We start from the raw sequence: 13,387 nt of genomic DNA on the forward strand, positions 1-13,387 counted from the left end.
AATTAAACTAGTTCGCCGTCTGATTTGAAGAAACGTACTTTCTTCTCACCTTCAAGACGGAAACCTACACGATCTGCTTTACCCGTTTTCGAGTTGTAGATCGCTACATTTGATACGTGAATTGATGCTTCTTTCTCAATTACACCGCCCGCTTCACCCAACTGAGGGTTTGGCTTTTGATGCTTCTTGATAAGGTTTACACCTTCAACGATTAGACGGTTAGCCGCAGGAATAACTTTAAGCACTTTGCCTTGTTTTCCTTTGTCTTTACCAGCCAATACGATGATTTCATCATCACGACGAATTTTATTAGCCATATCGTGACTCCTTATAGTACCTCAGGGGCTAACGAGACAATCTTCATGTTATTAACACGAAGCTCACGAGTAACCGGACCAAAGATACGCGTACCAATCGGTTGCTGGTTTGCATTAAGCAAAACAGCCGCGTTGCTGTCAAAACGGATCGAAGATCCATCTGAACGACGTACGCCTTTTCTAGTACGCACCACCACTGCAGTTAGCACATCACCTTTTTTTACTTTACCGCGAGGAATTGCTTCCTTAACAGTAACTTTGATGATGTCGCCAATATGTGCATAACGGCGATGCGAGCCACCAAGAACCTTAATACACTGAACCCTGCGAGCTCCCGAGTTATCGGCAACATCCAGGTTAGTTTGCATTTGGATCATGTTAGTGCTCCGCTGTTAAATTAAGACTCTCACGAGTCGTTTATACTGTAAAAAAACAACACTTTGCTGCTTTTTTATACATACCCCTGTCAAAAGGGCGCGAAATACTAACAGAAAACTAATACGAGGGATAGCTTAATTTCAAAATAAATGAATAATCTCGGCTTTAAATTACAGGTGTCAATTAAATTAAATTTTCCTACAAAAAATTCAATTACTTACATACCGACATTAAACTTGGTCAGCCGAAAACTAGCTGCCTAGCATACTTTTTGTTTTGGACAATTCGTAGGAAGCTTTCAATAAGCTGCTACAAGGAGAAAACCAATGCAACTAGACGCATGCTTATCTTTATCTCGATAAAATGGCTTCGTGTTGTTTTACGGCTTTACAACCATACCTAGTATAAAATTCAGTGCAGGTTATGCATTCGTTGCTAGGATACAAGTTAATCGGCGATATATCGATTAACTTTTTGCCATCTCAAATATTGTGAATGCTTTATTGTCTAGCAATTTTTCCTTCTAACTGGCTATTGATAAACTCAGCATACTTTTCTTCAAGGGTATGCCTTTTTACTTTTAAAGTCGGGGTTAGCAAGCCATTATCTACTGTCCATTCATCTTGCATAATCACCAGTCTATCTAACGCGGCATGACTTTCTATACTGGCATTCACTTGATCTAAGGTTTTTAGAAGCTCTGCCTCGACTTGCTGGGTAGGTGATTTTCGAGCTTCTTCTGAAAGTACAATAAGCGCAATTGGCTGCTTTAATTGCGCGCCAGTTACACAAACTTGTTCAATCATCGAATTAGCCATGAGTTTGGCTTCAATTGGAGCTGGTGTAACATATTTACCTTTCGCTGTTTTAAAAATTTCCTTTAAACGTCCAGTAATTCTGATGTATCCGTCACTATCGATGACGCCTTTGTCACCGGTACGAAAATAGCCATCTTCGGTATGAGCTGCGGCGGTTTTCTCCGGTTCTAAGTAATACTCCTTCATATTACAAACACCTTTAATTTGGATCTCGCCATCATCTTCAGCAATCCGCAAATCGATATTATCGTAAGCTTTCCCAATACTACCAACCTTGTCTAGCCTAAAGGGTACACAGGAAGCCCCATAAGCACAGTTTTCAGTCATCCCCCAGCCCTCAGAAATATTCACGCCAATTTTATTGAACCAAAGAATCGTTGACTCAGAAATAGGCGCTGACCCACTGGCACACAACCGTGCATGCGCTAACCCTAGCTTTGCGCGAATTTTTTTGCTAATCAAGTTACCAACAAAAGGGATGGCCAGAAGAAAACTTAATTTTTCTGGGGCAAACTAGCTAATACGCCCATTTGAAAGCGGGTCCAAAGCCTTGGAGACCGAAATAAATAAGGTCGGCTTGGTATGTATTATGTCACGAGAAAACGTGTCTAATGATTCAACAAATGAAATGTTGCAACCAGAATAAAAACTGGATATTTCTACAAGCACTCGTTCGGTAATATGCGCTAGAGGTAGGTAACTCAATATCCTATCTTTATTATCTATTGATAAGGCACGCAAAAAGTTCGCACCTGAAAAACTTACCGAACGATAATGATGTACTACGCCTTTGGGATTACCTGTACTGCCCGAGGTGTATATAATAGTCATGATAGAATCTAAACTAGGCACTGGCTTGCCCTGATAAGGCTCGATATTCAAAACTTCAGCCCATTGTTTGTCTGCGGGAATATTGGGGTAAGGCATAGCCAAGCTCACTACGCCTTCACCAATCGCTGCCATTTGCTCCTCTGTCTTATCTAACTTACCAACAAATATGACGGGACATTCGGCGTGCTCCAAGACATAACGAATCGTTTCTTTACCGGCTGTAGAATATATAGGCACCGATACATGGCCAGCTAACATTATTGCTAAGTCGGTAATAAACCACTCTGCACAGTTTTTAGATAAAATGGCGATATGACTACCTTGGGGTAGATTCATCGACAAAAGATGAGCTGCGACTTTTCGAGCCAGTTGGGCAACCTGTCCCCATGAGTATTTATCTACTCTTCCATTAACCGGTTGTGTTAAATAATGTGAGTCAGGTGCTTCCTCTTCCCAGTAGTAAAGCATTTCTAGTGGGGTTTTTAATGACATAGATGATCCTAAGTGTGTGAGGATTGACAGATTAGTATTGTTAATAACCTTTGATAATATTACAAGTATTTAACAAGCATGTTGCAAAATCATTGTCACTAAATAACCTGAATCCTAGATAAGTCGAATCTCTCGATAACGCTCTTTTTGTATCTAGCGGCACTGAACTGTTTAGTAATAACACGTTATGACGTACAACGATCCACCTTGCTATACACCAAAAATTTCGTTACCGAGTAACATTTAGCCGAAGTTATGTAGAGAAATAATATATTAAGCCATTGAATTATATTGATATTACTTAGCGCAAACTAGTGTTTCGCTTAAACGATACTTATTCTCTAGAAATCAGGCTAAATACTTTTACCTATGGCATTTGAGTTAGCGTGACAGCTCTAAGATTCTGCGATGCTGGCGTTGCTAGAAGACTTGGAGATAATCTGCACAGCGGCGATGAAATTGCCTAGTACGCTTAATATCAATGTTCGCAAGAATCAAAGCAAAGTCACCATGCTGATAGCGTGATAGTTACAAAACAAATCTACCTGTAGTAGCGCACTAAAGACAGCGTAGTATACACAACTTGATGCTCAAACTAGTTGAGGGATGACTGGCTCATTAATGAATCAAGCATAAGCCCACCTTAATCCTACTACGCAAAGCCCTAGTCTAGTGTTGTGATTGCAACGCCTCAGGCGCTAAGATAGTTTACGAGCTTTGAATTTTCGGCCTTTCAGTTTACCTTCATTGAACTGTTTTAAGGCACGTTTCACGCTACGAGTTTTCACGGCCACATATGTGTGTGTAGCCGTAACGTTGATTTTTCCAACATCATCACCGGCAATATCGGCATCTTTCGTTAATGCACCTAAAATATCATCTGGACGAATTTTAGATTTTTTACCACCATCAATGCAAATAGTCGCGTACTCAGGTTGGACCAACCGATTAGCATGAAAACGAATAGACTGGATGCCCGTCCACTTAATCTTTGCCTTTTGGTAATCTTCTATAGCATTGGCTCTAGGCATTTCTTTTGGGGTACATAAGGTGAGTGCTAAGCCTTTTGCCTCGGCGCGGCCAGTACGACCAATTCGATGAATATGCACTTCAGGATCAGGCGTAATCTGATAACTAATTACGGCATTCACTTCTTTGATATCCAAACCTCGTGAAGCAACGTCTGTGGCAATTAAAACCGACACGCTGCGATTAGCAAAGCGGGTCAATACTTGTGTTCTATCACGCTGCTCTAAGTCACCATGTAAAGCTAGAGCCGATACTCCCAAACGAGTTAGCTCATCAGCCACTTCTTGGCAGGCAATTTTAGTGTTGCAAAACACAATGGCCGACTCAGCTTGATAGTGACTCAACAAGGCCGCTACTGCTTTTATTCTATGAGGTTCTTCGACTTCAAAGAATATTTGTTCAATACTGCTTGTTTCGTGAGTGGCTTCAACACTGACTTCAATCGGGCTACGTTGCACGTCTCGGCTAATTTGCGCAATAGTATCTGGATAGGTCGCAGAAAATAATAAGGTTTGACGATCAAGGGGAACGGCCTCAATTACCTTTGCCATTTCTACTTCAAACCCCATATCTAACATGCGATCGGCTTCGTCTAACACCAAGGTATTCACCTCAGATAAATCTAGCCTTTGCCTAAATAGATGATCCATAATTCGCCCGGGCGTACCAACAATGATGTGGGCTCCATGTTCTAACGAACCAATTTGTGGCCCCATAGGGGTTCCGCCGCATAAAGTCAGAACTTTTATGTTATGAATACCGCGGCCTAATTTGCGGATTTCTAATGCAACTTGCTCGGCAAGTTCACGTGTGGGACACATTACTAAGGCTTGCACACGAAAACGTTGAACATTGAGGTTGTGTAACAGCCCCAAACCAAAAGCTGCGGTTTTACCACTGCCGGTTTTTGCTTTAGCTACCACATCTTTACCGTCGATAATTGCCGGTAAACTCATCGCTTGAATGTCAGTCATCTCCTTAAATCCCATAGATTCTAGGTTATCTAACAACGCATTTTTCAAGCCAAGTGAAGCAAATTCTTTATTCAAAACTATCTCAATATTTATCTAGTTAAAACGCGTTACAATTAACTGGCGTCTTTTAGGATGGATTCATCTAACACTTGCAACAAGGTTGCCCGTGCTTTTAATTTGGTTTGCCTATGTGCTGGCATATCAAGGGTGGTCATAGCTAGCGCAACACCAGTTACCGTGGACAAAAGTTCAGATTCGTCCACTACCTTATCTAAATATCCGGCCGATAGGGCTTGCTCTGGCGATAACATTTCGGCCAACAATACGCAGCGGTTGAAGTACACAGCCGTTAACCTAGACCGCGCTAATTCGATTCCTGCATAGTGCATGGGTATACCAATGGCAACTTCATTCAAACCAATCTTAAAATCACCCGCTATACCAATACGATAATCGGCTGCTAGTAATAAAAAGCTCCTTTTGCCACCGCATGGCCATTGCAGGCGGCCAATATTGGGGTAGGAAAAGCCAACATACGTCGGGTCAATTTTGATCCTTGCTCAACCAATTGCTTAGCCGCTTGCCAACTTTTTCGCATCACCTGCAAGTCGTACCCCGCAGAAAACATGCCCGCATGCCCAGTTAATACTACCACCGCATTATGCTGTTCGGCTTTGTCTAAGGCGAGATTAAGTTGCTCAATGACTGCATGAGAAATAGCGTTAGCCTTACCATTTTGCAAAACGATAGTAGCAATGTTATTTTCAATCTGACAACTTACAAGTTGGCTCATAGTTATTCTCTTTTATCTACAACGATCATCGAACAGTATACTTAACAGGCCCACTATCATACAGAGGAGCAAGCGATAGGCGAATATATTCTAACCTTTTTGTTTGCTTTATCAGTTAACGTTATTGGCTACTAATGAAATTAAATCTAGGGATTGAAAGTTAAGCTAGTTTTCAGCATAGCATCAAGCTCCCCAGAGCGTTTTAACTGAGCAATAACTTGATTCACCTCGGACATTCTTCCCCGCCACTTTTGATTAAACATAAGACTCAAATCAGCGTCTTCAAGAGATAAGTCAGAACGCCAAATTTTGCGTTTCAGATTTAACCGTTGACTCATCCATAGTAACACGATACTCATCGGAGTAAAGTAAGTCACAACGACCTTTTCTAAATAAATTCATCATAGGTGTTTGGCTTGACACCTCTATTGGGTGCGCTATTTTTTTATCAAAAAATGGTTTTAACGAAGGGTATTGATAGTCTTGTCTAACACATACTGATTTATTATCTAACCAGTCAGATATGCCTTTGCTGCTATCAAAAGGTACAAAACTAAATAGAAATTCTCGATGCACTAATATGGGATCAGAAAAAATAAAGTTTGCATCTTGAGTATTTTTCACCCAATTCGGAGATAACCATGTTAAATCTGCCTTGCCTTCTGATATAAGCTCTTCTAGACCATTCCTCGCAGTAGGTACATAAATCAACTGCAACCCCATTTCTCGCCCCAAAGCTTGTGCAACTAATGGATATATACCCTTATATTCCTGATTTTCGTCGGTATAGATATACGGCGGGACTTCAATATGAATCACCGCCAAACGCAGACTTTTATCGGTTGCAGTTGGTTCTTTTGCTAGCGCACTATTCGCTAACAATATTGCCCAGCATAACTGGGCTACAGCAAACATACACTTCACTCTGAAACAAGACGAATTCATATCATAATTTTACACACGGTGCGTGCCAAATAACTTACGCTATTTTCCAATTAACGGTTTGCCCAGCAAAAAAGGGCACAATGGCTTCACCACTTTTTAAACTAACTGAATCAGGTACTTGCCAACTTTCTTTAACTAAAGTTACCGTCCCCGTATTAACCGGTAAGCCATAAAAGTTAGCGCCGTGAAGACTAGCGAAACCTTCCAACTTATCTAATGCATTCAAATCATCAAACACCTGAGTATAAAGCTCTAACGCGCTCCAGGCACTATAACATCCAGCGCAACCACAAGCTGATTCTTTAGCATGTTTTGCGTGAGGCGCAGAATCTGTACCCAAGAAAAACTTAGCCGAACCTGTCGCAACGGCTTGGCGCAAAGCATGTTGATGAATGTCACGTTTTAAAACCGGCAAACAATAATTATGAGGTTTTACTCCCCCAACCAATAAGTCATTTCGATTCAACAATAGATGTTGAGGAGTAATAGTGGCCGCTACAAAATCAGAGCTAGACGTGACAAACTCAGCTGCTTCGCAAGTAGTGATATGCTCAAACACTATCTTCAAACTAGGGAAGGCCGTGACAATTTTACTCAAATACAAATCGATAAATATCTTCTCTCGGTCAAATATATCGATATGAGATTGGGTAACTTCTCCATGAATAAGTAACAGTAGCCCCTGCTTTTCCATCTCTGCAAAAACTGGATACATAGCTTCAATCGCACTAACCGCTTGCTCAGAATTAGTCGTGGCGCCAGCCGGATATAATTTAGCGGCAATTACGCCAGCTTGTTTTGCTTCAGCTATATCTTGAACGCTTGTTTGATTGGTTAAAAACAAGGTCATTAATGGTTCAAACTCACTACCATCTGGTACTGCTGACATAATGCGTTTTTTATAATCTACAGCCATTTTAGCATTGGTAACCGGTGGCACTAGATTAGGCATGACTATCGCTCGGGCAAAACATCTAGCAGTAGCCGGTACTGTTTCGTTCAGTAATTCGCCATCTCTAAAATGTAAATGCCAATCGTCAGGTGTGGTGATAGTAATTTGTTGCATGTGTACCCCTTTAAAAAACGTGTAGCCTAAAGCTAAAGTAATTATTTGTTATTATGCCTCAATTTCCACCACAAAATAACGAGTGCTTGGAGTATTTTTGTATATTTACCTGCAACCCGGATAAGCCGAACCTCTGGATAACGCTCTTTTTGTGTCTAGCGGCGTTGGATTGTTTAGCTTACACGATACTTCTTATCCAAAACAAAGGTCTGCCCATCTAGCAAGCCCAGAGGTAACCGATCCAACATAGTCACCATTCGCAATGGGCACATCCCCAACAACCGATTTAATAGTCTCTCTTACAATAGGCGAGCGAGCCGAACCACCGGTAATAAAAATTTCATCCGGCTGAGTTGCAGCTTGAGCGAGCGTTTCTTTGACAAGCTTTTGTATTTTGCGAACAGGCCAGTAAATCGACTTTTCCATCTGTTGCAAAGAGACAGGAATAGAAAGGCTGTCGGATGGCAATTGGATAGTCGCAGTATAATTACCACAATCTGACAGTGCTATTTTCACTCGTTCGGCTTCAGCCACAATACTGTGACCCAGCGTGTTTTGGTAAACTTCAATCAACCTAGCCAATTTATCAGGTTGCGTTGCCGAGGACTGCATAGCCTTGAGAGTCCGCAAATTTGACCTTGAATAAAATGTTTTTTGCGCTACGACGTCATTAATAGCAATACACTCCCAAAATGGCATATTGGGCATAGGTAATCCTGATTTTGAGTTTGTGTCTTTACCAAATTCAAACATAAAACTCTGGCTTGCAAGGTTGATATCTAGATCGTTGCCGCCCACAAAACTACCTGCATGCCCCAACAAAGACTCCGAGCGTTGTTGTTTTCCTACCCAACTTGGTCCCATTCGAATTAATGAACAGTCAGAGGTTCCTCCACCAATATCGACCACCAGTACGTTTTTGTCAGAGGTTAAGTTGGCCTCGTACTCCAAACCTGCTGCAACTGGTTCAAATTGAAACTCTATATGTTTAAAGCCCGCTCTACTTGCCGCCCTACGTAGAATATTTTCAGCTTGAATATTCGATTCTTCTCCGCCTTTGCTATGGAAATTGATTGGCCTGCCAATCACGGTTTCATCCACTTGTTTATTTAACGACGCTTCAATATTTTGTTTTATATTGGCCATCATGGCACAAACGATATCTTCAAATATCGTATAGCGAATATCATCTAAACCTAGAATTCCCAAGAAAGACTTAGGAGATTTCACATAATAGTAATCGGTAGGATCTTCTAAATACAACGCCGTTGCTTGCCTACCAAATCGAATATCATCTGGGATCAGATCAAGACCTTCCGTTTTGTTTTTGTTGATCGAGCCCCGCAGCAATTTGTCCCCTACTTCACTCATTGGGGAAATATTTAGATGTCGATACAAATATTCTGTTATCGCCTCTCTACTTGGCGCACATAATGTAGAAGGAATAAATATTTCTCCCTCGTTCAAAGCAATAGACCGAACCTTATTTTCTACAACATGTGACACGGAACACGTCGCCGTGCCAAAATCCAATCCAACAGACATTTTAACCTCTTTAATATTTCTGTATTAGCGCTGTTAATTTCAATTTTTATCAACTCGAATGTATACAGGCAATGAAGACTCAAGAATATAAAGCGGGGGATAAACATAAACAGCTAAAGCGTCGTTATATTAACACTTTCCGGTCAATTATTGAATTTTTACTATACTACTGAAATCTTATAAAACAGCTGAGCACTGTGAGAAAGCTGCAGACAACAATAGGAGATAATCCAAATGAGAGTCTTTAACTTCGATTTTCTAATCCTTCAAATTTTTGGTCGCAAACTGTTAGTGACACCTATCAGGTGGGGCTTAATCGTATACATGGCCGCAATCAGCCACTTATCCTCAGCTAAGACCACTGCCGACCTATCAGAACTTATTCAAAATCCGCATTTTGATGTGTTACGTATTGCTGAAAAAGCCAGCATTCCCAGTAGCAAGAAAATCTATGTAAGCCCAGTTGAAGCAAATTTTTCGAGAAGCTGGGAGCGAGAATTTAAGGGCGTCACCACAAAAGCCTATCGAAAAAGAGTGATCCGAGACTACAGTCAAGCACTCGAGGAACGTATTAAACAACAACTAAAAACATCAGGATGGCAAGTATTTGAAAGCCCAGAGGAAGGCATATTAATGCTCTCTGCAAAGATAACTGATTTATATATCTACGGACCGCAAAAACTAAGCAGAGAGCATACCTTAGTTAAACAAATTGGTCAGTCTTCCCTCGACCTCGTACTGCAAGGAACTGATAGCCTTACTATTCTCGAAATTCAAGACATAGGTATTGCAGGCGGCATAGGGAACCATTTCATTGAAACCGACAACGCAATTAACTTCAGTCGCTTTGATCGTCTAATGCAAGCTTGGGCAACCCACTTTGTATCTTATGCCGACATGTTAATTAAAGTGTAATCCCCATTTAGCCCGTCTAACCAAGATGAGTATCAACTAAGCTCAATTGAACTTTATGATACTCATCAAATACAGTATTTTTGCCTTAAGTGGGCAATAAAAAGCTGAATTTCCCTGTCAATTAAAGCAAACTAACAATACTGAATATTTCCGGAAAACGTTTATGCCTGCAGCTATCAGCCTGCTGAATTTAGTACCAAACAATAAAAAGAACCTTTTCAACACTCTATTATTGAAGCTACTGGATCGCATCTTAGCCATTAAAAAACTTGATGATCTTTACACTGAAAACAACTTACATGGGTTAGATCGAACAACTTTTGCTAAACGCCTGTTAGATGGACTCAATATCCAACTCGAAGGCTTAGAAGAATTACAACATAAAATTCCTAAAACGGGGCCTGTAGTGCTCGCTAGCAACCATCCCTTTGGCGGCATTGAAGGCGTAGCATTAGCCTGGGCAATCGAACAAGTTCGGCCAGACATAAAAGTTATGGCCAATAAAGGTTTAAGAATATTTGCAGAACTACAAGACTACTTTATTTTCACCAACCCTTTGTCTGAGAATGATCCTGAAAATGCCCCGTCAATTCGTCAATGCTTAAAACATGTCAAGCAAGGTGGCGCACTACTAATTTTCCCCGCCGGCAGTGTGAGTCACTATCAATCAGACTCCAAGCGCATAGTCGACGAATCTTGGAATCGACTGGTGGCCAGTATTACTAGCCGGGCTCTGGCCAGTTATGTCCCCATTTTCGTTAGTGGTCACAATAGTCTTCTGTTTCATCGATTAGGTCGCATTTATTACCGCTTACGTATGCTGATGTTGCCGCGAGAGTTACTCAATAAGCGCAATGCAAGCGTTACCATTACCGCTGGTTATCCCATTACTGCTAAGCATTATGCAAAAGGTATTGATACAAAAACCCAAACAGAAATATTACGCGCGAATACTTATTTGCTTGCACCAGAATATAAAAGAGATTGGGCCCCAGACCCTGTCACTCATTTACAGCCGCTGGCTCCAGAAGTGAACGGCGAAGTGATTTTGCAAGAAGTCGCACAGCTGCCTACAGAGCAACACCTTCTTGACCATAAAGGTTTGTCTGTATACTTTGGCTTTCAACATCAGCTACCACAAACAGTTAATGAGATTGCTCGGTTAAGAGAACAGGTATTTAGAGAGCACAATGAAGGGAGTGGTGAACCGCTAGACACAGACAAATTTGATGCAACTTACACTCATTTGTTCGTGTTTAAACAAGACACTGGGCAAATTATCGGAGCCTATCGAATGGGCCAAACCGACCGATTATTGGCCGACGGTAAGTTAGAAAACTTATACCTACATAGAATGTTTAATTTTACGGCTGATTTTATCAATCGGCAAAAACCTTGCTTGGAAATGGGCCGGTCTTTTTTAATCCCGGAATATCAAAGAAGCTTTCAAGGTCTATTCTTATTATGGCGAGGCATCGGTGCCTTTGTCTGCAAATTTCCACAATATCGAACACTATATGGCACGGTCTCTATCAGCAAATTATACGATATGCGAAGTGTCGCTATCATCGAAAAAGCAATGATCACCCCGACCAATACAGTAACCTGTCGACACCCGTTCGATTATGACTTCCACCCTGAGTTTACTGATCTAGCCAATAAACATAACCTAAAAGAGCATGTCACTGCATTGCTTAAAAGCCTAGAAGCTGACGGCAAAGATGTACCAATTTTACTAAAGCACTACAACAAGTTGGGAGCGGTGTTCCATAGTTTAGGCTTAGATAGAAACTTTAACGACACACTATAGGCTTGTTACTCAGTGTAGATTTACCTTCCGCTCCAGATAAACTACTCAAACTGTATTTAGCCGAAGGCTGGCAGAAATATAAAGACGCAGTATAGAAACCGGATTATTTGTCACAAGTGAGAGAATGAAGCGAGCATTATTTACACTAATAATACTCGTTTTATCTTAGCTTCTAGCTTCTGAGCAGTCGCTAGAAGCAAGGTGTTGATCCTATACTTTTTTCACAAAGATAGATTTTAATTTCATAGCACCAATACCATCAATTTTACAATCTATGTCGTGATCGCCATCCACTAATCGGATGTTTTTAACTTTAGTGCCCACTTTCACCACTGACGACGAGCCTTTTATTTTCAAATCTTTAATGACTGTAATAGTATCGCCATCTTGCAAAATATTGCCATTTGCGTCCTTAATAACTTTCTCATCTTCATCCAATTCCCCTGATTGTGGCCATTCATGCCCACATTCTGGGCAAATAAACATATCACGATCTTCATAGGTATAGACTGAATCACATTGTGGGCAATGGGGTAAATCACTCATAGGGAGTTTCCTTAGGTAAATCGCAGCAGAGTACGATCGGTAAAGCACAGCAAAATTTTGCCCAGTATTATCTGTTTTTTAACAACAAATTACCAGCCGTCTGCCACCAAACTAGCTAAACGAAGAATTTCGAATAGCTAGAAAATATGGGGGCTAAGCTTGTTTTCGTAGGTATGTAGCTGTGCTTGGCGCGACACCAAATTGGCTATTGGTTTTACTACCAAATATAGAACTCATCACGGCCAGCAAAGAAAAATGATGTATCGCATGGCTTGACACAAATACCAATTCACGAGCAAGCGTTGACTGTGAATGACTATTTTGTGTTTGATTTACCGATGTTTCACAAACAATGGTTAAAGACATATCAGCATTTTCTAAAGCCATATCAGTTAGCCACGCACCTATTTCTTGCCAAGCTTCTAAAGCCGCTTGTGGGCTAGTTTCAATATTAGAGTGACGATGACGTTTATTGTAGTTAACAACATTACTCGCAACGCCATCTTTTAACGCCAAATAGTGGTCAATGATATGTCGCATATGTGCCCCGGCACTACTTGAAAAATGCGGTGCAATGACTGTGTTATATTGCTTTTCATCTAGCGCTAGCAAAAAGCTTTTCGCTTGATCAACTGTTTCTAATAAGCTACTTAGCTCTATGTTATTCTGGGGCATCTGTTACCTGTTTTTACTCATAATTATCATTGCTCTTTGCTAGACCATTTTAACGTCGAATTAATTTCAACTAATTTAACACAAAGCATAACCCCTACATATTACACGATTTAAGTGACAGAACTATTACTTCAAAACAGTTCGTTGTTATCAACTTTTGTAGCGCAACGGCCCCTTTATTCAAAAGTATCCAGAGGTAACTTATCGCTGGCGACAGCACATTTGCTCCCCCTCATGTATTCTGTAACCCCAC

General features: G+C 40.9%; 10 protein-coding genes and 3 pseudogenes. 2 read left to right on the forward strand and 11 right to left on the reverse strand.

Annotated features, from left to right (window positions below):
- Positions 1–2: 2 nt before the first annotated feature.
- From rplX to yegD, 9 genes and pseudogenes are all read right to left on the reverse strand, one after another.
- A complete protein-coding gene (rplX, locus tag RS130_RS00865; RefSeq protein ID WP_316024369.1) occupies positions 3–317 on the reverse strand; it encodes a 50S ribosomal protein L24 in 315 nt (104 codons plus the stop codon).
- 11 nt (positions 318–328) lie between these two features.
- On the reverse strand, positions 329–694 hold the full coding sequence (gene rplN, locus RS130_RS00870; RefSeq protein WP_316024370.1) for a 50S ribosomal protein L14: 366 nt from the start codon (positions 692–694) through the stop codon (positions 329–331).
- 501 nt (positions 695–1,195) lie between these two features.
- The gene (locus tag RS130_RS23640; RefSeq protein ID WP_428982840.1) at positions 1,196–1,699 is read right to left on the reverse strand and encodes an acyl-CoA synthetase family protein; all 504 of its coding nucleotides are present in this window, start codon (positions 1,697–1,699) and stop codon (positions 1,196–1,198) included.
- Positions 1,697–2,836 (reverse strand): annotated as a pseudogene (locus tag RS130_RS00880) (AMP-binding protein); the annotation flags it as partial. The gene RS130_RS23640 and the pseudogene RS130_RS00880, both read right to left, overlap by 3 nt.
- Before the next feature lie 698 nt (positions 2,837–3,534).
- The gene (gene dbpA / locus RS130_RS00885; protein WP_316024372.1) at positions 3,535–4,914 is read right to left on the reverse strand and encodes an ATP-dependent RNA helicase DbpA; all 1,380 of its coding nucleotides are present in this window, start codon (positions 4,912–4,914) and stop codon (positions 3,535–3,537) included.
- 38 nt (positions 4,915–4,952) lie between these two features.
- Positions 4,953–5,632, reverse strand: a pseudogene (locus RS130_RS00890) (crotonase/enoyl-CoA hydratase family protein).
- 294 nt (positions 5,633–5,926) lie between these two features.
- Positions 5,927–6,547, reverse strand: a complete 621-nt coding sequence (locus RS130_RS00895) for a substrate-binding periplasmic protein (RefSeq protein ID WP_316024373.1) — start codon at positions 6,545–6,547, stop codon at positions 5,927–5,929.
- Positions 6,548–6,611: 64 nt separating this feature from the next.
- The gene (gene pyrC / locus RS130_RS00900; protein WP_316024374.1) at positions 6,612–7,643 is read right to left on the reverse strand and encodes a dihydroorotase; all 1,032 of its coding nucleotides are present in this window, start codon (positions 7,641–7,643) and stop codon (positions 6,612–6,614) included.
- A gap of 192 nt (positions 7,644–7,835) precedes the next feature.
- On the reverse strand, positions 7,836–9,188 hold the full coding sequence (yegD, locus tag RS130_RS00905; protein WP_316024375.1) for a molecular chaperone: 1,353 nt from the start codon (positions 9,186–9,188) through the stop codon (positions 7,836–7,838).
- A gap of 234 nt (positions 9,189–9,422) precedes the next feature.
- Between yegD and RS130_RS00910 the strand changes: the two genes are divergently transcribed.
- Both RS130_RS00910 and RS130_RS00915 read left to right on the forward strand, forming a co-directional pair.
- Complete coding sequence (locus RS130_RS00910) at positions 9,423–10,103, forward strand: hypothetical protein (RefSeq protein ID WP_316024376.1); 681 nt, start codon at positions 9,423–9,425, stop codon at positions 10,101–10,103.
- A gap of 163 nt (positions 10,104–10,266) precedes the next feature.
- Positions 10,267–12,008: pseudogene (locus tag RS130_RS00915) on the forward strand (bifunctional lysophospholipid acyltransferase family protein/GNAT family N-acetyltransferase).
- A 115-nt stretch (positions 12,009–12,123) separates the two neighbouring features.
- Here the strand turns inward: RS130_RS00915 and RS130_RS00920 are convergent.
- Entirely contained in the window at positions 12,124–12,459 is a 336-nt protein-coding gene (locus tag RS130_RS00920) for a zinc ribbon domain-containing protein YjdM (protein ID WP_316024377.1), read from the reverse strand.
- 153 nt (positions 12,460–12,612) lie between these two features.
- Positions 12,613–13,134: a hypothetical protein gene (locus RS130_RS00925; protein ID WP_316024378.1), complete on the reverse strand. Its 522-nt coding sequence runs from the start codon at positions 13,132–13,134 to the stop codon at positions 12,613–12,615.
- Positions 13,135–13,387 lie beyond the last annotated feature (253 nt).

Origin of the sequence: Paraglaciecola aquimarina, from assembly GCF_032464635.1 — a bacterium.
Classification (GTDB): Bacteria; Pseudomonadota; Gammaproteobacteria; order Enterobacterales; family Alteromonadaceae; genus Paraglaciecola; species Paraglaciecola aquimarina.